General features: G+C 65.0%; 23 protein-coding genes. 10 read left to right on the top strand and 13 right to left on the bottom strand.

Going from position 1 to position 19,184, the window contains the following annotated elements; genetic code table 11:
* Positions 1 to 83: 83 nt before the first annotated feature.
* From cckA to ACLFLU_RS28335, 3 genes are all read left to right on the top strand, one after another.
* Entirely contained in the window at positions 84 to 2,663 is a 2,580-nt protein-coding gene (gene cckA, locus ACLFLU_RS28345; RefSeq protein WP_426408048.1) for a cell cycle histidine kinase CckA, read from the top strand.
* 203 nt (positions 2,664 to 2,866) lie between these two features.
* A complete protein-coding gene (locus ACLFLU_RS28340; protein ID WP_426408047.1) occupies positions 2,867 to 3,859 on the top strand; it encodes a Tim44 domain-containing protein in 993 nt (330 codons plus the stop codon).
* Positions 3,860 to 3,978: 119 nt separating this feature from the next.
* Positions 3,979 to 4,686 (top strand): glutathione S-transferase, encoded by a 708-nt coding sequence (locus ACLFLU_RS28335; protein WP_426408046.1) that lies wholly within the window; start codon positions 3,979 to 3,981, stop codon positions 4,684 to 4,686.
* Position 4,687: 1 nt separating this feature from the next.
* Here ACLFLU_RS28335 and ACLFLU_RS28330 read toward each other — a convergent pair whose 3' ends face one another.
* The 3 genes from ACLFLU_RS28330 to ACLFLU_RS28320 all read right to left on the bottom strand — a co-directional run bounded on the left by ACLFLU_RS28330 (position 4,688) and on the right by ACLFLU_RS28320 (position 6,301).
* Complete coding sequence (locus tag ACLFLU_RS28330; RefSeq protein ID WP_426408045.1) at positions 4,688 to 5,362, bottom strand: methyltransferase family protein; 675 nt, start codon at positions 5,360 to 5,362, stop codon at positions 4,688 to 4,690.
* Positions 5,363 to 5,478: 116 nt separating this feature from the next.
* Positions 5,479 to 5,652, bottom strand: a complete 174-nt coding sequence (locus ACLFLU_RS28325) for a hypothetical protein (protein WP_426408044.1) — start codon at positions 5,650 to 5,652, stop codon at positions 5,479 to 5,481.
* Positions 5,653 to 5,821: 169 nt separating this feature from the next.
* Positions 5,822 to 6,301, bottom strand: a complete 480-nt coding sequence (locus ACLFLU_RS28320; protein WP_426408043.1) for a hypothetical protein — start codon at positions 6,299 to 6,301, stop codon at positions 5,822 to 5,824.
* Positions 6,302 to 6,544: 243 nt separating this feature from the next.
* Between ACLFLU_RS28320 and ACLFLU_RS28315 the strand changes: the two genes are divergently transcribed.
* The gene (locus tag ACLFLU_RS28315) at positions 6,545 to 8,200 is read left to right on the top strand and encodes a fumarate hydratase (protein ID WP_426408042.1); all 1,656 of its coding nucleotides are present in this window, start codon (positions 6,545 to 6,547) and stop codon (positions 8,198 to 8,200) included.
* 163 nt (positions 8,201 to 8,363) lie between these two features.
* On the opposite strand, the gene ACLFLU_RS28310 is transcribed toward ACLFLU_RS28315, so the two are convergent.
* From ACLFLU_RS28310 to ACLFLU_RS28290, 5 genes are all read right to left on the bottom strand, one after another.
* Entirely contained in the window at positions 8,364 to 8,660 is a 297-nt protein-coding gene (locus tag ACLFLU_RS28310) for a hypothetical protein (RefSeq protein ID WP_426408041.1), read from the bottom strand.
* 105 nt (positions 8,661 to 8,765) lie between these two features.
* Positions 8,766 to 9,320, bottom strand: coding sequence for an inner membrane-spanning protein YciB (locus ACLFLU_RS28305; protein ID WP_426408040.1), 555 nt, complete (start codon positions 9,318 to 9,320; stop codon positions 8,766 to 8,768).
* 13 nt (positions 9,321 to 9,333) lie between these two features.
* A complete protein-coding gene (locus ACLFLU_RS28300) occupies positions 9,334 to 9,909 on the bottom strand; it encodes a hypothetical protein (protein ID WP_426408039.1) in 576 nt (191 codons plus the stop codon).
* Between the two features lie 74 nt (positions 9,910 to 9,983).
* Positions 9,984 to 10,466 (bottom strand): MAPEG family protein, encoded by a 483-nt coding sequence (locus ACLFLU_RS28295; protein WP_426408038.1) that lies wholly within the window; start codon positions 10,464 to 10,466, stop codon positions 9,984 to 9,986.
* Between the two features lie 43 nt (positions 10,467 to 10,509).
* Positions 10,510 to 11,907, bottom strand: coding sequence for a carotenoid oxygenase family protein (locus ACLFLU_RS28290; RefSeq protein WP_426408037.1), 1,398 nt, complete (start codon positions 11,905 to 11,907; stop codon positions 10,510 to 10,512).
* Between the two features lie 106 nt (positions 11,908 to 12,013).
* Between ACLFLU_RS28290 and ACLFLU_RS28285 the strand changes: the two genes are divergently transcribed.
* On the top strand, positions 12,014 to 12,751 hold the full coding sequence (locus ACLFLU_RS28285; RefSeq protein WP_426408036.1) for a TetR/AcrR family transcriptional regulator: 738 nt from the start codon (positions 12,014 to 12,016) through the stop codon (positions 12,749 to 12,751).
* A gap of 260 nt (positions 12,752 to 13,011) precedes the next feature.
* Positions 13,012 to 13,578: an SET domain-containing protein gene (locus tag ACLFLU_RS28280; protein WP_426408035.1), complete on the top strand. Its 567-nt coding sequence runs from the start codon at positions 13,012 to 13,014 to the stop codon at positions 13,576 to 13,578.
* 89 nt (positions 13,579 to 13,667) lie between these two features.
* Here the strand turns inward: ACLFLU_RS28280 and ACLFLU_RS28275 are convergent, their stop codons facing one another.
* Entirely contained in the window at positions 13,668 to 14,066 is a 399-nt protein-coding gene (locus ACLFLU_RS28275; protein WP_426408034.1) for a hypothetical protein, read from the bottom strand.
* A gap of 37 nt (positions 14,067 to 14,103) precedes the next feature.
* Positions 14,104 to 14,334, bottom strand: a complete 231-nt coding sequence (locus ACLFLU_RS28270) for a hypothetical protein (RefSeq protein WP_426414093.1) — start codon at positions 14,332 to 14,334, stop codon at positions 14,104 to 14,106.
* Positions 14,335 to 14,435: 101 nt separating this feature from the next.
* Between ACLFLU_RS28270 and ACLFLU_RS28265 the strand changes: the two genes are divergently transcribed.
* Together ACLFLU_RS28265 and ACLFLU_RS28260 are read left to right on the top strand one after the other, a co-directional pair.
* The gene (locus ACLFLU_RS28265; RefSeq protein ID WP_426408033.1) at positions 14,436 to 15,257 is read left to right on the top strand and encodes a helix-turn-helix domain-containing protein; all 822 of its coding nucleotides are present in this window, start codon (positions 14,436 to 14,438) and stop codon (positions 15,255 to 15,257) included.
* Positions 15,258 to 15,348: 91 nt separating this feature from the next.
* Positions 15,349 to 16,014: a DsbA family oxidoreductase gene (locus ACLFLU_RS28260; RefSeq protein ID WP_426414092.1), complete on the top strand. Its 666-nt coding sequence runs from the start codon at positions 15,349 to 15,351 to the stop codon at positions 16,012 to 16,014.
* 7 nt (positions 16,015 to 16,021) lie between these two features.
* Here ACLFLU_RS28260 and ACLFLU_RS28255 read toward each other — a convergent pair whose 3' ends face one another.
* The gene (locus tag ACLFLU_RS28255) at positions 16,022 to 17,185 is read right to left on the bottom strand and encodes a GNAT family N-acetyltransferase (protein WP_426414091.1); all 1,164 of its coding nucleotides are present in this window, start codon (positions 17,183 to 17,185) and stop codon (positions 16,022 to 16,024) included.
* Positions 17,186 to 17,360: 175 nt separating this feature from the next.
* Between ACLFLU_RS28255 and ACLFLU_RS28250 the strand changes: the two genes are divergently transcribed.
* Both ACLFLU_RS28250 and ACLFLU_RS28245 read left to right on the top strand, forming a co-directional pair.
* A complete protein-coding gene (locus ACLFLU_RS28250; RefSeq protein WP_426408032.1) occupies positions 17,361 to 17,789 on the top strand; it encodes a YeeE/YedE family protein in 429 nt (142 codons plus the stop codon).
* Positions 17,790 to 17,794: 5 nt separating this feature from the next.
* Positions 17,795 to 18,262 carry a DUF6691 family protein gene (locus ACLFLU_RS28245; protein WP_426408031.1) on the top strand — a complete coding sequence of 156 codons (468 nt, stop codon included), beginning with the start codon at positions 17,795 to 17,797 and terminating at the stop codon, positions 18,260 to 18,262.
* 56 nt (positions 18,263 to 18,318) lie between these two features.
* On the opposite strand, the gene ACLFLU_RS28240 is transcribed toward ACLFLU_RS28245, so the two are convergent.
* Positions 18,319 to 18,654 (bottom strand): hypothetical protein, encoded by a 336-nt coding sequence (locus ACLFLU_RS28240; protein WP_426408030.1) that lies wholly within the window; start codon positions 18,652 to 18,654, stop codon positions 18,319 to 18,321.
* Between the two features lie 112 nt (positions 18,655 to 18,766).
* The gene (locus ACLFLU_RS28235; protein ID WP_426408029.1) at positions 18,767 to 19,171 is read right to left on the bottom strand and encodes a hypothetical protein; all 405 of its coding nucleotides are present in this window, start codon (positions 19,169 to 19,171) and stop codon (positions 18,767 to 18,769) included.
* Between the last annotated feature and the right edge of the window lie 13 nt (positions 19,172 to 19,184).

Here is a 19,184-nt window from a genome sequence, read left to right as displayed (position 1 = left end):
TCCGCGGGTCCGATTCAGGCAGGGAGGACCCCACGTGCCCGGTGGCGCGTTGATTCTCTGCCGACAGGCCATGCCAGCGTGAAATGACCGCCGAGACCGACCACGACCTGTCACGCGAGCCCGTTGCGGCGCATGAGCCGTCGCCGCGCTCGGGCAGCATTGCGCTGGTGCTCCTCGTGGCCACCGGCCTCGTCGCGGTCGCCATCGGGCTGATGACACTCGGGCGCGCGCAGGCGCAGCCTTATATCCTCGGCATCCTAGCCGTGCTGGCGATGATCGGCCTGTTCAATCTGTTCGCCTTCGCCGCCGGCATCATCCGCTTCGTCGACCGCAATCTCGACGATCCCGTGATGGGGCGCATCGCCGATCACGCCTTCGACGGTCTCGCGGTGACCGATCCGCGTGGCCATGTGGTCTATTCCAACGCCGCCTATCTCACCTTGACCGGCGCTTCCGGTCCGCAGGACGTGCGGCCGGTCGAGCGCGTCTTCATCGGCAACCCGGACGTTTCGGAAGCCGTGTTCCGCCTGCTGAAAGCCGCCCGTGAGGGCAAGCGGCAGCAGGAAGAGGTGCGCATTTCCGGCCAGGACGGCAGCCACGGGCGCTGGCTGCGCATGCGCGTGCGTCCGCTCGGCACCGGGAAGCGCGAAGCCAAATACGCGGTGTGGTCGATTGCCGACATCACCCGCGACCGCGAGCGCCAGGAGGACGTGTTCCAGGAGCTCCAGCACGCGATCGAATATCTCGATCACGCGCCGTGCGGCTTCTTCTCGGTCAATCCCGCCGGCGAGCTCGCTTATGTCAATGCGACGCTGGCGAATTGGCTCGACTATGATCTTGCCGAGATCGGCTCCGGCGGCTTGAAGCTCGCCGACATCGTCTCGGGCGACGGCGCATCGCTGCTGAGCTCGATCGTGGCGGTGCCGGGCGAGGTGAAGACCGAAGTCTTCGACATCGATTTGCGCATGCGCACCGGCAAGACCATGCCGGTCCGACTCTATCACAAGCTCGCCTTCGGCGCCGACGGCGCGCCGGGGCCGTCGCGCACGCTCGTCATCAGCCGGGCCCGTGACGAGCGCAGCGATCCCGATCGCGCAGCCGAAGTGCGCTTCATGCGCTTCTTCGATCACACGCCGATGGCGATCGCCACCGTCGAGCGCGGCGGCAACGTGGTACGGGCGAACGCGCGCTACGCCAAGCTCGCGCAGGGCCTCGGGCTCGACAGCGCCAGCAAGTCGATCTTCCGCGCGGTCAATGCGCGCGATCGCCACCTTTTGATTGCAGCCATCAACCAGGCTGCCGAGAATCAGGCCGACATCGCGCCGGTCGAGGTGGCGCTGGAGGGGACCAAGGAGCGCTGGGGCCAGTTCTTCGTCACGCCGGTCGATGCGGCCGAGAACGACGCTGAAGCTGCGATCGTGCACATGCTCGAGACCACCGAGCGGCGCGCGCTGGAGAACCAGATCAACCAGTCGCAGAAGATGGAGACGGTCGGCCAGCTCGCCGGCGGCATCGCTCACGACTTCAACAACGTGCTCTCCGCCATCATGATGGCGAACGACTTCCTGCTGAACGCGCACAAGCCGACCGACCCGTCGTTCCAGGACATCATGCAGATCAAGCAGAACGCGACGCGCGCCGCCACCCTGGTGCGGCAGCTGCTCGCGTTCTCGCGGCGGCAGACGCTGCGGCCGCAGGTGCTCGATCTCGGCGATGCGCTCTCCGATCTCACCATGCTGTTGCGCCGGCTGATCGGCGAGAAGGTCAAGCTCGACCTGATCCACGGCCGCGACCTCTGGCCGGTCAAGGTCGACGTCTCCCAGTTCGAGCAGGTCATCGTCAATCTCGCGGTGAACGCGCGCGACGCCATGCCCGACGGCGGCAAGCTGATCATCCGCACCGCCAATGTCGCGACCGACGAGGCGGGCAAGCTCGCCTATAAGGGCATGCCGGCGGCAGACTACGTGCGGATCGAGGTCGCCGACACCGGCACCGGCATCCCCGCCGATATCCGCGACAAGATTTTTGAGCCGTTCTTCTCGACCAAGGACGTTGGCAAGGGCACCGGCCTCGGACTGTCCACCGTCTACGGCATCGTCAAGCAGACCGGCGGCTTCATCTACGTCGATTCCGAGCCGGGGCAGGGCACCTCGTTCCACATCTTCCTGCCGCGCCATCACGCCGAGCCGGAGGTGCAGGTCGAGCAGCCCGCAGCGAGCGCGACGAATGGCGCTGCAAAGGACGGCTCGCCCGCGGCCGTCGAGGCGAAGCCCCGCACCGATCTCACGGGCCAGGGCACCATCCTGCTGGTCGAGGACGAAGAGGGTCTGCGCGCGCTGAACGCCCGCGGCCTGCGCTCGCGCGGCTACACCGTCGTCGAAGCCGAGAACGGCGTCGAGGCGATGGAGGTGCTGGAGGAGCAAAGCGGCGGCATCGATCTCGTCGTCTCCGACGTCGTGATGCCGGAGATGGACGGGCCGACGCTGCTCAAGGCGATGCGGGAGAAGAACCCCGACATCCGCTTCATCTTCGTCTCCGGCTACGCCGAGGACGCCTTCGAGAAGAGCCTGCCCGAGGGCCAGCAATTCGACTTCCTGCCGAAGCCGTTCACGCTCAGCCAGCTCGTGGCGGCGGTGAAGGAGACGATGACGAAGCAGGGGTGAAGCTCAGCTGTCGCCAGGACGACATCGCTAAGATATCGTGTGTAAACCGCCGGTAGCCGGTGACCATAGTTCTCGGCCCCATCCGGCCAAGCCCCCGGCAAATATGGGCTTTTGCCACATCCCCGCGACTGAGGGCCGCAGCCGGGGGTTCCGAAACCGGCTTCCCTTTTGGTAAAGGCTGCCCATCTTACTGGCACGTCCCCATGCCGGGGATTTGGGAAACGAACATGAATTTCTCGCAATGGTCCCGCACTCTCGTGAAGACGATTGCCGTCGTCCTGGCGCTCGCGCTGCCGACGGCGCTTGCGATCTCGTCCGCTGACGCCCGCGTCGGCGGCGGCTTCTCGTCGGGTTCGCGCGGTTCGCGGACCTTCTCGGCTCCGCCGTCGACCACGACTGCGCCTGGCTCGACTTCGCAGTTCAACCGTACCTACAGCCAGCCGGGCGCCGGCATGAACACGGCTGCGCCCGCGCGCGGCGGCCTGTTCGGCCGCGGCGGCGGCTTCCTGGGTGGTCTTGCGGCCGGCTTCCTCGGGGCAGGCCTTCTGGGCATGCTGTTCGGCGGCGGTCTGTTCGGCGGCCTCGGCGGGCTGTCGTCGATCCTGGGTCTGATCATCCAGATCGTGCTCGTCGTGTTCGTGGTGCGGCTGGCGATGTCCTGGTGGCAGCGCCGCAACGCGCCGCAGGCGGCCTATGCCGGTGCCGGTGCCGATGCTGGCGCCGGTCCCGGACCGCAGACGAGCTATCGTAGTGGTCTTGGCGGCGGCTTCGGCTTCGGCGCCAACAATGCGCCGCTCGAAATCAAGCCGGCCGACTACGAGGCGTTCGAGCGCCTGCTCGGCAACATCCAGGCCGCCTGGTCGAATGAGGACGTTGCAAAACTGCACACGCTCGCGACGCCGGAAATGGTCTCTTATTTCGAGAGGGATCTCGCCGAAAACCGCGCGCGCAACGCCGTCAACAAGGTGACCAACGTCAAGCTGTTGCAGGGCGACCTCGCGGAAGCCTGGCGCGAAGGCGAGACCGACTACGCGACGGTGGCGATGCGCTTCGCGCTCACTGACAAGACGGTCGACCGCAACACCGGCGCGCTCGTCGCCGGCAACGAGCAGCCGGGCGAAGTCACCGAAGTCTGGACGTTCGCCCGCCGCCCGGGCAGCGCCTGGGAATTGTCGGCGATCCAGCAGACCAACTGATCGCATACGTATTGACGAAAGGGCGTCGTGCCTCGGCACGGCGCCCTTTTTGTTGGGAGCACTCTCTCAGCGGTCCGTGCTACATTGATTCCGTCGCATCGATCTGACGGACCCCCTCCATGAAATACGAGCTCTATTACTGGCCCGAGATCCAGGGCCGCGGTGAATATGTGCGGCTGGCGCTGGAGGAGGCGGGGGCGGCTTACGACGACGTCGCACGCGGCCCGCGCGGCAGCGGCGCCATGATGAAGATGATGGAGGCCCACACGGGCACGCCACCCTTTGCGCCGCCGTTCCTGAAAGCCGGCAAGCTCGTCATCGGCCACACCGCCAACATCCTGCTCTATCTCGGCGCCCGTCACGCCCTCGCGCCGAAGACCGAAGCCGGAAAACTCTGGGTGCACCAGCTTCAATTGACGATCACCGACCTCGTGGTCGAGATCCACGACACCCATCATCCGCTCGGGCCTTCGATGTACTACGAAGACCAGAAGCCGGCGGCGAAGAAGCGCACCGCCGACTTCTGGGACGAGCGCGTGCCGAAATATCTCGGCTATTTCGAGCAGCTGCTCGACGACAATGGTGGCGCCTATGTCACCGGCCGGCGCCTGACTTACGTCGATCTCTCACTGTTCCAGATTGTCGACGGCCTGCGCTATGCCTTTCCGAAACGCATGAAGGCTTTCGAGACAAACATTCCTGGCCTCGTCGGCCTGCACGACCGTGTCGCCGCGCGGCCGAACATCAAGGCCTATCTTGCAAGCGAGCGCCGCATTCCCTTCAACGAGCAGGGCATCTTCCGGCGATACAGGGAGCTGGATGCATGACTCACCAGACGCCCGGCAGCAGCCGATAGCGTACCCGCGCCGCATAGTCGGAATAGCCCGGCAATCCTGCGCGCAGCGTGCGCTCCTCGATGCGGATGCGGACCGCAAGCAGGACCAGGAGGACGGGCGCCATCGCAAGCCCCCACCATGCACCCAACAGCAGCGGCACGCCGGCGAAGAACAGGATCATGCCGCTGTACATGGGATGGCGGACATGAGCGTAGGGCCCGCTCGAGATCACGCGCTGCGCGCGCTCGGTCTGCAGCTTCACCACGGGCGCAGCGAACGAGTTCTCGCGGAACACCCACATCGTGAACAGCGTGCAGGCGAGATACAGCAGGAAGCCAAGGGCCTGCAATGCGAGCGGCACGTTGGAGGCATGCGACCGCCGGTCGAGACCAATGGCAATCAGCCAGGCCAGAATCGCTACGATGAAGGCGATGATGAAGGCCTTGTCGGCCGGCGGCTGTTCCCTCTGGATCACCGGACGGAGACGCTCCGCCAGGAGCGCCGGATCGAGCCGGTAAAGCCACCAGCCGCAGAGCGGGCCGAGCAGCGCGGAGGTCACAAGAAACAACCAGGCTGACGGCCAATGCAGCGTGCCGGCGGAGGCGAACAACAATCCACCCATCGCGACGACGAAGATCGTGTTCTGCAACAAGAGGCGTGCGATCATGCGCGGTTCCCCCGGCAGTCTCGCATGATAGCCGCGCTATCCGGCAAAGATGCGGCCGGACGACACGCGAAAGGCCCGGTCAACCGGACCGGGCGATCCATCGTAGGCCAGTCGGATCAGGCGAGCTGATCGATCCGCGTGCCCTGGCCCGGCGGCAGCGGCGCGGGCGGCGTTGGCTGATAGGTCGGGTCGGCATCCTTGGTCTTGGTCTGGTCGTTCGGCTGCTTGGTCGTGTCGTAGCTCGGGACCACGACCGTTACAGGCGGCGGCGCAACGCTGGAAACGCTCATCCACAAATCCTCACAGATGGAAACAATTGACCCTGCCCTGTGAGGGACGAAAGCTCCGTCAAGCCAATCGTTAAAATGCGAGAGATCTGGTGCGGTAAGATGCGTCGTTTTCGACGGCGGCCTCTCCTCGTCATTGCAATGACGGAGTGTGTGGTGGGCGGCGTCGCGCCTACTCGTCCTTCGGCCGCGTAATCGTGATCGCCGCTTCCGTCTTCGTACGCGTGCATTCCATGTTGAGGCGCTTGTAGCGCATCGTTACCTTGTCGCCGCGCAACAGGCCCATGCGCTTCAGGCAGCGCGTCGCGCCGGTCGTGGTGTCGTCCTTCGGCAGCGTGAAGGTGATGGCTGCGGCCGACGCGACCAGATCAAAAAACTTCGGCGACGGCTTGCGGTCGCCCTTGGCATAGAGCTCGTTCGAATAGCTCTGTCCCTGCGAACGGCAGCCGAGCGACAGCTCCTTCGCCGCCGGATGGGTCAGGTAGATGATGTTGGCGGCCTTGAAGTTGACCTTCAGCCCGTCGATGCCGCCGGCGAGTTGCTTGGCGATGTCGTCGCACTGGTCGGCGCGCGCAGGCGCGGCGAGGGTCACAAGGCCGACGATTGCGGCGGCGACAACAATCGCGCCGCGGAGGTGCAGTTTGAAAATCATATGAAAAGCCCCTTGAGCGCGCGCATTCAACCGTCGTCGCGCGCGAAGTGCAAGGGGTGCAACCCGGCTTGATTGGGCACAACCACGACCATTCGCTGATCGAAGGAGGGACCGCAAATGGCCGCCATGGCACCGAATCGGGATGCCCCGGCCGCGCCAGAACGCCTTCCCTTTGCGGCAAAAAAGCTTAGAACGCTTCTATGCTTAGAGGCCCGCGAGGGCTCCAAAACCCGAGATCGCCCCATGAACGCTCCCACCGCCTTCCCCGACGCATCAAAGCCCGTTCCGCCCTACAAGCACACCCCGCTGTTCCCGCTTGGCAAGGACGAGACGCCCTACAAGAAGATCACGGCCGAAGGCATCCGGGTCGAGAAGGTTTTGGGGAAAGACATGCTGGTGGTGTCGCGCGAGGCGCTGCGGGCGCTGTCGGAGGCGGCTTTCGGCGACATCAACCATTATCTGCGCCCCGGCCATCTGAAGCAGCTCCGCGCGATCCTGGAGGACGGTGAGGCGAGCCCGAACGACAAGTTCGTCGCACTCGACTTCCTGAAGAACGCCAACATCGCCGCCGGCGGCGTGCTGCCGATGTGCCAGGACACCGGCACTGCCATCATCATGGGCAAGAAGGGCTGCAACGTCATCACCGACGGTGACGACGAGGCGGCGCTGTCGGAAGGCGCGCGCGATGCCTATCTGCGCCGCAATCTGCGCTACTCGCAGGTCGCTCCCTTGTCGATGTACGAGGAGAAGAACACCGCCAACAACATGCCGGCGCAGTGCGAGATCTATGCCGAGGGTGATGACGCCTACAAGTTCATGTTCATGGCGAAGGGCGGCGGCTCCGCCAACAAGAGCTTTCTGTTCCAGGCGACGCCCTCGGTGCTGACCAAGGACCGGCTGCTCGCCTTCCTGAAGGAAAAGATCCTCACGCTAGGCACCGCCGCGTGCCCGCCTTATCACCTTGCCATCGTGATCGGCGGCACCTCGGCCGAGCTCTGCATGAAGACGGTGAAGCTGGCGTCGGCCCGCTATCTCGATGCGCTGCCGACCCACGGCTCGCCTGACGGCAACGCCTTCCGCGACGTCGAGATGGAGAAGGAAATCCACAAGATGACGCAGTCGCTCGGCGTCGGCGCGCAGTTCGGCGGAAAATATTTCTGCCACGACGTGCGCGTGATCCGCATGCCGCGTCACGGCGCGTCGCTGCCGATCGGGCTCGGCGTGTCCTGCTCGGCCGACCGCCAGGTGCTCGGCAAGATCACCAAAGACGGCGTCTATCTCGAGGAGCTCGAGCACAACCCGGCGCAATATCTGCCGCAGGTGGAGGAGGCGCTCGGCGGCGAGGTCGTCAAGATCGATCTCAACCAGCCGATGAAGGATATTCTGGCGACGTTCTCGAAGAACCCGATCAAGACGCGGGTCTCGATGACCGGCACCATGATCGTCGCGCGCGATAGCGCGCATGCCAAGTTGCGCGAGCGGCTGGAGAAGGGCGAGCCGCTGCCGGATTATTTCAAGAACCATCCGGTCTATTACGCCGGCCCGGCCAAGACGCCCGAGGGCTACGCCTCCGGCGCGTTCGGTCCAACCACCGCGGGCCGCATGGATTCCTTCGTCGACCAGTTCCAGGCCGCGGGCGGCTCGATGGTGATGGTGGCGAAGGGTAACCGCGCGCCTGCGGTACGCGAGGCCTGCAAGAAATATGGCGGCTTCTATCTCGGCTCGATCGGCGGTGCGGCTGCGAACCTCGCCGAGCACTGCATCAAGAAGGTTGAGGTGCTCGAATATCCCGAGCTCGGCATGGAAGCGATCTGGCGCATCGAAGTCGTCGACTTCCCGGCCTTCATCATCATCGATGACAAGGGGAACGACTTCTTCAAGGAGTTGAATCTGGGCTGAGGCGGCACCCTAGCGCCGTCATTCCGGGGCGCGCCTCTCGGCGCGAACTATGATGCGCAATTGCGCATCTGAGAATCCATCGGGCCTCAGTGGTTGCGGAAAAATGGATTCCGGGCCTGCGTGCTGCGCACGCATCCCGGAATGACAGTGAGGCGGAGTAGCCTTACGCCTTCGCGCCCGTGAACGGGAAGCTGCCCATCGGGCCGATGCCCATCTCGCCGCTCATGCTGTCGCCGGAGACCTTTCCGATGAACTCGAGCGTCAACGGCATCGGATTGGTGATGGAAACCTTCCAGTTGACGGCATCGCCGCTGATGGTGCCGTCGAATATCTCGGCGGAATTGCCGTCCGCGCCTTGCGTGCCCGTCAGCGTGCCGCCGGAGCTCAGCAGGGTCAGTGTCGCCTGGCGCTCGCCCATGGGCGTCGTCATGGTCAGATTCCAGTTGCCGTCCACGGCCATTCGCGTCTCCCGAACAATCCCGGCGGGCCGCGACGATCCGCAGCCAGTCCTGGGCCGAGCGTATAGCGCAACTCGTAGCGGCTGCCTACGCGCCGATCGGGGCACTCAGGCGCGGGCGGCGGCGCGCCGGCGGCTGGTGACGACGAGCCTGAACACCACGTACTGCACGGCAAAGGCGAGGGCCTTGGCGCCGCCCGCGACCGCAGAGATGTAGAACGCCCACAGCTTCAGATCGCCGGTGGCAGCGACCGCGATCGTGCCGGCACCGAGGGCGAACATCAGCGCGGCCCAGGCATAGCCCGCAGCAGTGACATATTCAGGCGCGGTCTCGACCACCATCGGCGGCATGTAGCGCAGCATCCAGCCGCGCTTGAGCATGATCGCGCCGATCGCGAAATGCGCGATCGCAGGCTTGGCCAGCATGAAGCGGGGATCGTTGGTCAGCAGCGTGACAGTGCCGAGAACGATGACGAGTGCGACGCTGGCATAGGTCATGTAGCCGAGCTCACGTCCCTTGACGCGGGCGTAGATCACCTGCGCGATCGCGCCGGCAATTGCGACCGACGTCGCCAGGATGACGTTGTCGGTGATCAGATAGATCACCAGGAAGACGATGGCCGACAGGAAATCGGAGGCGAGGCGGGCGAATACGTCCTTCATTGTCGGTCCTGTCTCACTGGGCTTCGGGCAGCGCGCCGGCCGGCGCACCATGCTTGGTCTGGCTATATTGGGGATACCACTTGGTGAAATAGATCGCGCTGTTGCGGGCGGCGAAGGCAACCGCGAGGCCCAGCCAGACCGGCAGACCCGGGAAGTAGAGCAGCACGATGTTGGCGGCCATCATCAGCAGGGCGGCCGCCGTCCATGCGCCGGTGATGATGTAGTTTGCGGTGAGGAAGCCCGGCATCGCCGCGGTCTCGGCCGGCACGGATTCGATCGCGTATTGCAGCGTGAAGGGCCGGCGCGCCAGCATCGAACCGAGCGAGATGATGAAGATGCCGATATCGACCGAGAGCTTGACGCCGAGGCTGCCGAGCTTCGGATCGAACAGCACGAGGGTGAGGCCGATGCCTGCGAACAGGATCGCCGAGCCCGCGGCCAAAATCTTCACCGAGCGGCCGCAGGCCACGTCGATCGCGATGGTGGCGAGGCAGATCGCGGAAGCCACCAACACGCTGGTCGCGGCGGACGTCACCAGCATCAGCAAGGTGTAGACGCCATAGGGAGCAAGGATCAGGAAGATCGTCATGGTCGCCTCGGCCGCATCATCTTTACGATGTCAAGATTGATAATTCAGGGCCGGTGCCGCGTCAAGCGAAATCTTTACAGTGTCAAAATGACGTGAAGGACCTGTAAAAATTCAATCGTTGCAATGGCCTGATCCGATATTTCATCGGCGACGGCCGCCCAGGGCAGGCGCGACAGGATGGTCAGCGCGGTGCTGATCAGCAGGCCGATGGTCAGGAAGATGCTGCCGCCACGGCAGATCATGAATTTGAGCGAGCCCGGCGTCGCGTACATGCCGAGCGGATGCAATAGCCGCGACAGCACCAGCGCCCCCATCAGCAGGTGAATGCGCAGGGCCGATGCGCCGGACATTTCGAGAAACGCGACCATCAGCGTGATGATCGGAACGTATTCCATGAAATTGCCATGGGCGCGGATCGCGCTGCGCAGGCCTTCATTGCCGCCGTCGTTGAACGGGGCGTTGCTGGTCCGCCGTAGCCGGACGATTTGCAGCGCAAGCGCGGCGTAGATCAGCGCGAGGATCGCGAGATAGTTCGCGGTGATCAAGGGCATGTGCATGCAAGGCCTCCCTGGTGATGCATCCGCAACGACAGGGAGGGAGCTACTGCGCTCCCACCCAATTGCCGTGAAAGCCGTCAGGCACGCGATGGCCGAGCTGCACCAGCGCGGCGGGGCCGGCCTCGATGTCGGTGGCGTTGAACACGGCGAGGTCGCTGCGGTTCTCCCGCGCGCGCCAGACCACCGCCAGCAGCCAGCCATCGCCTTCCGCAGCATCCTTCGATCGCTCGACGAAGACAGGCTCGGAAATGGTGTCGCCGGCCGGCAGCAGATACTGGCCGAGCCGCTTGCCGGTACCGTCGACATGGACGATGCCGGACAGCGCCCCGAACATCGGCAGCCGCGGATTGGCGCAGGCGTACCAGCCGTGACGGCTCTTCAAGCCGGCGCGGCGATCGTCGATGCGCGGGAATTCGCCGGTGAGATCGTCGAGATAGGTCTGCTGGAAGCGATCGGTATTGCCGGAGAGATCGAAGGTCCAGCGGCAATGGCGGGCGCGCGATTTGTCCGGATCCGTCGGCCGGCCGTCGGGATGCGGAAACAGCGGCGCTTCCTCGAACTGCATGACGTCGGCGACGATGCGGTCGCCGTCCTCCCACGCATTCATGACGTGGAAGACGTAGCAGGCTTCTGCGCGGAACCAGACGATATCCTTCGCCGTGCCGTTGCGCTTCATCACGCCGACATAGGCGCCTTTCTCCGGCTCCCAGGCATAAGGCGGCTTGCCGCTCATCGCGCGCTCCATGCTGCCGGTGATAGGCAGGATCGGAAACAGCACGTGATTTTCGGTGACGATGAAGTCGTGCACCATGCTGGCATAGGGCGTATCGAAACGCTCGAAGCGCGTCACCTTGCCGCTCGCATCGATCGATCCGTAGGAGAGGGCGGGTGTCAGCGGGCCGCTGGCATTGTAGCCGAAGAATATGAGCTCGCCGGTGATCGGATCGACCTTCGGATGCGCGGTGAAGGGGCCGGCGATGCGGCTCTGATAGTTGCAATAGCCGCGCGTGGCCAACGTGCCGGGCTCGATTTCGGTCGGCAGATGTCCCTCTTCCAGCGCGAGCAGCTTGCCGGCATGAAAGATGATGTTGGTGTTGGCGACGCCGCCGTCGGTGAGATTGGCGGGCGAATCCGGCAGCTTGCGGCCGAAGCCGCCGAACAGCGCGCGGCCGGCATCGTGCTCGGCGAGCCATTTCGGCGTGCGGACCCAGCGGTTGCGGTAGGAGGCGCGCCCCTCTTCGAGATGAAAGGCGTGCAGCATGCCGTCGCCGACGAACCAGTGCGCGCCGGGCGCGTCGAACTGCGGATTGGGGCCATTGCGATAGAGCGTGCCGTTCAGCTCGCACGGCAATTCGCCGACGATCTTGAGAAAAGGCGCGTCCGCCTCGAACGGAATCGGCGCGATATTGTTGCTGCGCTCGGTAACGGCGTCCTGCTGCACGGCGTATCCCTCCCTATCTTTACATCGTAAAGATGGAATAGAGCCAAGCGCGGCTTCCGTCAAGTGAAATCTTTACACTGTCAATATTGCGTCATATAGCTTGTAAATGGCCAAGAGCGATACCAGGACCGGCACCAAGACCGAAACGGCGCGCCTCGCGCGCACCCCGAAGAAGACATCGCCAGCATCTCGGCCGGCGCGCCGCGTAGCGAGCGCGAAGACCGAGACGCCCTATCACCACGGCGCCCTGCGCGAGGCGCTGCTGCAGGCGGCCGAACGGGTGCTGGAGCGCGACGGGCTCGCCGGCCTGACCCTGCGCGCGGTGGCGCGCGAGGCGGGCGTCTCGCACGCCGCGCCGACCCATCATTTCGGTGATCTCACCGGCCTTGTCAGCGAGCTCGCCGCGATCGGCTTCCGCCAGTTCAACGCGGCGATGGCGTCTGCTTGCGACACGGCCACCTCGCCGCTGGAGCGGGCGCTGGCGCGGCCCAAAGCCTATGTCGCCTATGCCCAGGCCCATCCTGGCATGTACGGTCTGATGTTCCGCACCGAGCGGCTCGACTATTCCAGGCCCTCGCTGCACGAGGCCGCGGAATCCTCCTTTGCCGGACTCGCCCATGCCATCGGCGCGATGCGGCAGGAGCCGATCAGCGGCAACGCGCTCACCATCGAGCAGGGCGCCGCGATCGCACGGGCCTGGTCGATGGTGCACGGCTTCACCATGCTGCTGCTCGACGGCCGGATCGAGGATATCTTGGAGCGGCTGCCGGATGGCACGACGGCCGAGCAGCTTCTGGAAGCGATCCTGAAGTCGGCGGTGGCGGGAAAGTTTCCCGGCGCCTGATCGAACGAAACGTCCACAACTCTCGTCGTGCTTGCCCGTTCGGCCCGAGCAAGCTGTCGCGCCCAAGGATTGGGCATTGGCGGAAGATCGGGACCAGCGCAGGCGAGTGATGATGCGGAACTCGTGCGCATCACGCATCTTCACTGTGGGCAAGGTTCAAACGCGCTTCCGATAGTCCTGACAGCGGCACGGAATCGTTCTAGAAGAGCGGCTTCGCTTGGGCTCATGCAGCCTGGTTCGCGTCCTCTTTACACTTGATCATGCCAGTCATCGCTTCCAGCAAAGCCTATCGCGTCGGCCGTTCCAAGACCGGACTTGGCCTCTTCGCCACCATGCCGATCAAGAAGGGCACCCGGATCATCCGTTATTTCGGGCCGATCTTGGATTGCCGAATTCCCGCGCACGACGACATCGAGAACAAATATCTGTTCGAGCTCAACGGCCGCTGGACCATCGACGGCTCGGTGCGCAAGAACCTCGCCCGCTACATCAACCATTCCTGCCGGCCCAACGCCGAGTCGGACGTCCGTCCGCGCGAGCGCAAGGTGTTCATTCGCGCCATCAAGAACATCGAGCCGGGCGAAGAGATCAATTACGATTACGGCACCGACTATTTCAAAGCCTATCTGAAGCCGATCGGCTGCAAGTGCCCGTCCTGTGAGAACAAGCGCAAGAAGCAGCGTGCCGAGGCCCGCGCCGAACGCGCCAAGGTGAAGGCGCGCGCGGAGCGCAAGGCACAGAAGGCCGGCGCGAAAACCACCGCGGCGAAAAAGAACAAGCTGAACGGCAAGCATTTTGCCGGCAAGGTCGGTCGCGCGAAGGCGTAGGTCGGGTTCGGCCGTTACGTCAGTCCGCACCGTCAATCCTGTGCTTCGCCTCGATAACGCGAAGAGCGTTGCAGCGCGTCCGGGAGGGCTTACACCGCCACCACACTCCCGCTCTTCCGCAAGCCCACATATTGCAGCTCGGCGAACACGCCGGTTGCGATTGCCTGGGCCACGACCATGAGCTCGCCAGCGAGGTTCGGCGACACCGCGCCCGAGAACAGCAGCGCGATGCTGCCGACCGTCCAGGCGGCGTTGCCGACCACGACCAGCAGCACGAGCGGCTTCGGCACGGCTGTGCGCGAGGCGAGCCATCCGACCAGCGCGGTATAGGCAATCAGGAACAGGCCGGTTTCACGCAACAACGCCTCGGGCAGGTTGAACAGCGTCGCGAACGCGCCGGCGCCGAAGGTGAAGCCGAGTGCGGCGACGCCGCTGAACACAGCATCGGCGAGCAGGGCACGGCGCAGGAAGGTGGATGCGTCAATCATTGCGAGGTCTCCGTGGTTGGGTTGGCTTGGGGTGAACTCAATGCAGTCCGCGCCACCAGGCGCGGAGCAGACGGGCGAGGCGGAACGGGCAGAGGCTTCTGCCGACGCTGTGCTCGAAGGCGGTGACGTGGGCGACGACATAGTCGCCGGTCGAATGCACCAGCGGCTCCGGCATGTTGAGGCTGCGCGCCAGCATGCGGGTCGCGAGCGTCATCGCCCAGGGAAGAAGGTGGTCTGCAAGGGTGCGGTAGAGCAGCAGCGCGATCATGGTCATTCTCCTGTGCTCAGGAAGATGCGCTGGTCGGGGGCCCAATTCGATTACCTCGGGGGTAATGGATGGGCCGAAATGCACGTGGTAGGTTTTCAACCATGAACGCACATGCATCCACGGCACGCGCCGAACCCAGCCAGCCGGTCCATATCGGCGACCATTTGCGCGAATGGCGGCAGCGCCGCCGCATGAGCCAGCTCGATCTCGCGGGCGAGGCGGAGGTTTCGGCGCGGCATCTCAGCTTCGTCGAAACCGGCCGCGCCGCGCCCTCGCGCGAGATGGTGCTGCGGCTCGCCGAGCGCCTCGACGTGCCGTTGCGCGAACGCAACGTGCTGCTGGTCGCGGCCGGCTACGCGCCGGCCTTTCCGCAACGCCCGCTGGAGGATCCGGCCTTGAAATCAGCCCGCCAGGCCATCGACCTCGTGCTCAAAGCGCATGAGCCCAATCCGGCGCTGGCCTATGACCGGCACTGGAATCTGGTGACCGCCAATCGCATGGTGGCGCCGCTGCTCGAAGGCGTTCCGGAGCGGCTGCTCGGCCAGCCCTTCAACGTGCTGCGGCTCGCCTTCCATCCGGAGGGGCTCGCGCCGCGCACCGTTAATCTTGCGGAATGGTGCGCGCATCTGCTCGAGCGCTTGCACCGGCAATGCGAGGCGACGGCCGATCCCGAGCTGATCAAGCTCTATCACGACCTCAAGAGCTACCCTATTCCGGCGCGCGCTGGCCCGCTGTCGACCGACAATGTCGCGATCCCCTTCAAGCTGCGGCACGACGGCGGCATACTAAGTTTCTTCTCCACCACCATGGTGTTCGGCACGCCGGTCGACATCACCCTGTCGGAGCTGGCGCTGGAGACGTTCTTTCCGGCGGACGAACGCACCGCCGAATGGCTGAGACAGACGGCCGCAAAAGTGGCCTAGCACCCTCTAGCACCCTTGCCTCGGGCGGCGTTCGGCTTATCTTCCGACAAAACCGCACCGCCCGAAGGAGGCGCCCATGACCTTGTCTGATATGAGCACGCTTAAACCGCTCCAGATCGATGTCGTCTCCGATGTGGTGTGCCCGTGGTGCTATATCGGCAAGCACCGGATCGAGAGCGCGCTTGCGCTCGTGCCCGACGTTCCGGTCAAGCTGAATTTCCGCCCGTTCTTCCTCAATCCCTGGGTGCCGCGCGAAGGCATCAGCCGCGAGGATTATCTCACCACCAAGTTCGGCTCGGTCGAGGCCTATAAGGGCATTGCCGGGCGCGTCGTCGCGGCCGCCAGTGAAGAGGGCCTCGTCTACAAGCCCGAGCTGGTCGCGCGCCAGCCCAACACGACCGACTGCCACCGCTTGATCCTGTGGGCGGAAGCGATCGGCAAGGCGCCAGAGATGAAGCAGCGGCTGATGGAGCTGTATTTCCGCGATGGCGGCGATCTCACTGACGTCAACGTGCTGGTGCAGGCTGCCGCCGATGTCGGCCTCGATGCCGAAGACGTCCGCAAGCGCCTTGCCACTGACGAGGACGTTGCGCGCGTGACGGCCGATGCGCAGGAGGCCGCCGAGAAGGGCATCTCCGGCGTGCCGACCTACGTGTTCGCGCAGAAATACGCCGTCTCCGGCGCGCAGGATCCGAACCTGCTTGCGCGTGCCATCCGCCAGGTCTCGGCGGAGATCAACGCGCAGGCGGCGGAGTAGCGAACGCTTATTGGCGGAGCAGGTGGATCGCGCGGCGCGCTGTCTCGCGTGCGAAGCCACGCGCAATCAGCGCCGCGTGAACCAGCGCCACCATCGGATCGTTGCGCCGCAGCGGCATCAGCACATCGCCGATCGCAAAGCGGCCGCGCCAGATCGGGTTGATCATGGGATGGTCCGCACTAGCAGTGGAGTCCGCGCTTGCAATAGTCGGATCGGCGCAAAGATGGCGCGTCAGATCCAGCGTGAGCTGCACGCCCGGCGAATATTTCGCAAAACGCTCGTCGATGCCGAGCTTGAAGAAGAAGGCGCGATCCTGATGGCGCAGCACGATGCCGGCGGCCACGGGCGTCGCGCCGGCGCGCAGCGTGACGATCTCGCATTGCGCGGTCTCGGCGAGCGCGGGGACGGCGCGGCGAATGAAGGTCGCATCGCCCGTGTCCTGAATCAGTGCAGTGCCGCGTTGGCCCTTCCAGCCGCTGGCTTCGAGCTGCAGGAAGATTTCGAGCGCGGCCCTGACCTCGTCCGGCTTGCGCGCGACGTCGAAGCTGATCGCGCCTTGCTCCTCCAGGCGATGGCGCTGGCGGCGCAGCTCCTTGAGCTTCTTGGCACCGAGCGCGTCGTGCAGCAGCTTGTCGCCATCCTGTGTCGCATCGAGGCTGGCGCGGACATAGGAGCCAAGCACGCGCGGTGTCAGTCCGGCCCGGCCGAGCGCGTCCTTGAGCGATGCCATCGCAGCGCCGTCGAGCGCGACATCGCGCAGGATCAGCGCATGCGCGCCGGCCTCGCGCGCCCGTTGCAGCAGGCGCGTCGCGGCCTCGATCGAAACGTCGCGGTCGATCAGCGGGCTGCACAGCGTGCCATAGGGATGCGCACTCACCAGCGCGGGCAGGGGGATCTTCCAGGCTCGCCAAAGCGAGACCACTGGCATCAACCCGATCAGCCGCGTCAAGGAAGCGCCGCATGCGGACAGGGCCGAGGCGCCCATCCGCCCGTGCGCGGTTGCGCTGACGGCGAGCTCCCAGGCAGGCAAATAATAGCCGTTCGGCTCGACCGCCCGCTGCGCCAGCGCGCGCCACTGGCCGGGCTCGATCGCCGTCAACGGGACGAGCGCGGGCGTCGCATCCTTCGCCGATGCCGGATTGATCGCAGCCTGATGCGCGATGTCGACCACGTCCAGTCGTTCCCCGTTCACGCGGGCAGAAGCCCGGCGTTACACGGTCATGCTTAGCGCAAAGATTGGAAAATCCCGTTGGGACGCCGCTTCAATTCGAGTGGTATTGTTAACGTCTCATTGAGCATCAGGCCCACCCTTGGCGGGATGCTGAGCTCTCGATCCGGAGGATCAAATGGTCACCACGCCTTTCACGCCGATTGCCTCGCTCCTCGGCGGTGCATTGATCGGCCTGTCCGCCGTGCTCCTGATGTGGGCGACGGGACGGATCGCCGGCATCAGCGGTATCGCGGCACGTTTGTTTCCGCCTTACGAGGACGGCGAATTTGCCGGCCGCCTCACCTTCGTCGCCGGCCTCATTGCCGCGCCCGTGCTGGTGCGGCTCGTGACCGGAAGCCTGCCGGCGCAGACGATCGCCGCGGGAACGCCGGTGCTGATTGTCGCAGGGCTGCTCACCGGCTTCGGCGCGGTGTGGGGCAGCGGCTGTACCTCAGGTCATGGCGTCAGCGGTCTGTCGCGATTGTCGGTGCGCTCGCTGGTCGCGACCATCACCTTCATGACGGCGGGCGCAGCCACAGTCTTCGTGATCCGGCACTGGAGCTGACGGCAATGACCATTCTAGTTCAATTCGCGATCGGCTTGCTGTTCGGCCTCGGGCTGATTGTCTCCGGCATGTCAAATCCGGCAAAGGTGCTGAACTTCCTCGACCTCGGCGGCATCCCGGCGGGGACATGGGACGCGAGCCTCGCCTTCGTGATGGCCGGCGCGGTCGCCGTGACCTTCGTCGGCTTCAGGCATGTCCTGAAGCTTGCACGTCCCGTCTTCGCCGAACGCTTCTACCTGCCGACGCGCCGCGACATCGATCCCAAGATCATCGTTGGGCCCGCGATCTTTGGCATCGGCTGGGGATTGGCCGGTTTCTGTCCGGGACCGGCGTTGACCGCGCTCGGCTTCGGCTCGACCTCAGCCGTCATCTTCGTTGCCGCGATGTGCGCCGGCATGGTGCTGGCCCGCTTCATCGCGCAGCTGCCATCATCGACGCGCGTCGCTGCGCCGGTTCATCCGCTCGAGTCCTGACGCAGACAGGACCGGACGAGTGATCTCGTCCGGTCCTTTCGGTCATGCTGTGGTGCCTACCAGCGGTCGCCGCCGACACCGACGCCCACGCTGACGCCGGGCGCGCGAATGCCGACACCGCCGCGCGGACCATCATCCCAGTCGTGATCGCGATAGGTGCGGCGCTCGTAATAGCGCTCGTGCGGCATGGCATCATAGGAGTCGCGCACGATCACGCGCGCGCCGCCGCGGGTGCGATAGCAATTGCCGGCGTCATCGCAGACCAGCCGGACCTCCTGAATGAGATCGGGGCTGGTGTATTCGCTGGTCGTGTAGAAATCCGCAGCCTTCGCGCCGCTCGCCGCAGCGAGAGCCCCGACACCGGCCAGCAGTGCAATCGTGAACGTCCTCATCCTGTCTTCCTCCGAAACTGCCCTTGGCGGTAACAAGAATGGGAGGCGACGATCGTTCCGGAAAAATTACATGTTTTTCCCGGAACCTATCGTCGTGCGTTGCGATCGATCGCTAGATCGGCTCGTAGGCTTCTGACCCGCAGATGTCATCGGCTTCCGCGCGCCGCCTGTCGATGACCTTTCCGCCGTTGATCGTCACGATGTAGGTCTGGGTGCCAAGCGCCGAGCCGGTGGCTGAGGTGAGTTGCGCGCGGACACAGGCAGTCCAGCCCGTTCCGCGGACCTCGTGATGGGGCAGGGCGACTTGCACCTCGCGCGGATAGGAGGTGTTGAGGAAGACGACGTCGATCTGCTCACGGACCACGCGCTTGACATCAGGCGGCGGTTCGGGCGGCGGCTGGTCGGCTTCCTTGAGGCGCATGAAGTCGGGCACGGGCGCGCGGCTGTCGGCAAAGCCGCACGCGCCGAGCGCGAACGCGCCGGCGAGCAGCGCCACATGAGCAACAATCCGCAACATTCATGAAGGTCCC

The sequence above is a fragment of the Bradyrhizobium ganzhouense genome, from assembly GCF_049949285.1.
Classification (GTDB): Bacteria; Pseudomonadota; Alphaproteobacteria; order Rhizobiales; family Xanthobacteraceae; genus Bradyrhizobium; species Bradyrhizobium ganzhouense.
This window is presented reverse-complemented; position numbering and strand designations above follow the sequence as displayed.

Excerpts from the sequence above, each read along its gene's own strand:
- cckA (WP_426408048.1), top strand. The coding sequence starts at position 84 with ATGACCGCCGAGACCGACCACGACCTGTCACGCGAGCCCGTTGCGGCG.
- ACLFLU_RS28340 (WP_426408047.1), top strand. The coding sequence starts at position 2,867 with ATGCCGGGGATTTGGGAAACGAACATGAATTTCTCGCAATGGTCCCGC.
- ACLFLU_RS28335 (WP_426408046.1), top strand. The coding sequence starts at position 3,979 with ATGAAATACGAGCTCTATTACTGGCCCGAGATCCAGGGCCGCGGTGAA.
- ACLFLU_RS28330 (WP_426408045.1), bottom strand. The coding sequence starts at position 5,362 with ATGATCGCACGCCTCTTGTTGCAGAACACGATCTTCGTCGTCGCGATG.
- ACLFLU_RS28325 (WP_426408044.1), bottom strand. The coding sequence starts at position 5,652 with ATGAGCGTTTCCAGCGTTGCGCCGCCGCCTGTAACGGTCGTGGTCCCG.
- ACLFLU_RS28320 (WP_426408043.1), bottom strand. The coding sequence starts at position 6,301 with ATGATTTTCAAACTGCACCTCCGCGGCGCGATTGTTGTCGCCGCCGCA.
- ACLFLU_RS28315 (WP_426408042.1), top strand. The coding sequence starts at position 6,545 with ATGAACGCTCCCACCGCCTTCCCCGACGCATCAAAGCCCGTTCCGCCC.
- ACLFLU_RS28310 (WP_426408041.1), bottom strand. The coding sequence starts at position 8,660 with ATGGCCGTGGACGGCAACTGGAATCTGACCATGACGACGCCCATGGGC.
- ACLFLU_RS28305 (WP_426408040.1), bottom strand. The coding sequence starts at position 9,320 with ATGAAGGACGTATTCGCCCGCCTCGCCTCCGATTTCCTGTCGGCCATC.
- ACLFLU_RS28300 (WP_426408039.1), bottom strand. The coding sequence starts at position 9,909 with ATGACGATCTTCCTGATCCTTGCTCCCTATGGCGTCTACACCTTGCTG.
- ACLFLU_RS28295 (WP_426408038.1), bottom strand. The coding sequence starts at position 10,466 with ATGCACATGCCCTTGATCACCGCGAACTATCTCGCGATCCTCGCGCTG.
- ACLFLU_RS28285 (WP_426408036.1), top strand. The coding sequence starts at position 12,014 with ATGGCCAAGAGCGATACCAGGACCGGCACCAAGACCGAAACGGCGCGC.
- ACLFLU_RS28280 (WP_426408035.1), top strand. The coding sequence starts at position 13,012 with ATGCCAGTCATCGCTTCCAGCAAAGCCTATCGCGTCGGCCGTTCCAAG.
- ACLFLU_RS28275 (WP_426408034.1), bottom strand. The coding sequence starts at position 14,066 with ATGATTGACGCATCCACCTTCCTGCGCCGTGCCCTGCTCGCCGATGCT.
- ACLFLU_RS28270 (WP_426414093.1), bottom strand. The coding sequence starts at position 14,334 with ATGATCGCGCTGCTGCTCTACCGCACCCTTGCAGACCACCTTCTTCCC.
- ACLFLU_RS28265 (WP_426408033.1), top strand. The coding sequence starts at position 14,436 with ATGAACGCACATGCATCCACGGCACGCGCCGAACCCAGCCAGCCGGTC.
- ACLFLU_RS28260 (WP_426414092.1), top strand. The coding sequence starts at position 15,349 with ATGAGCACGCTTAAACCGCTCCAGATCGATGTCGTCTCCGATGTGGTG.
- ACLFLU_RS28250 (WP_426408032.1), top strand. The coding sequence starts at position 17,361 with ATGGTCACCACGCCTTTCACGCCGATTGCCTCGCTCCTCGGCGGTGCA.
- ACLFLU_RS28245 (WP_426408031.1), top strand. The coding sequence starts at position 17,795 with ATGACCATTCTAGTTCAATTCGCGATCGGCTTGCTGTTCGGCCTCGGG.
- ACLFLU_RS28240 (WP_426408030.1), bottom strand. The coding sequence starts at position 18,654 with ATGAGGACGTTCACGATTGCACTGCTGGCCGGTGTCGGGGCTCTCGCT.
- ACLFLU_RS28235 (WP_426408029.1), bottom strand. The coding sequence starts at position 19,171 with ATGTTGCGGATTGTTGCTCATGTGGCGCTGCTCGCCGGCGCGTTCGCG.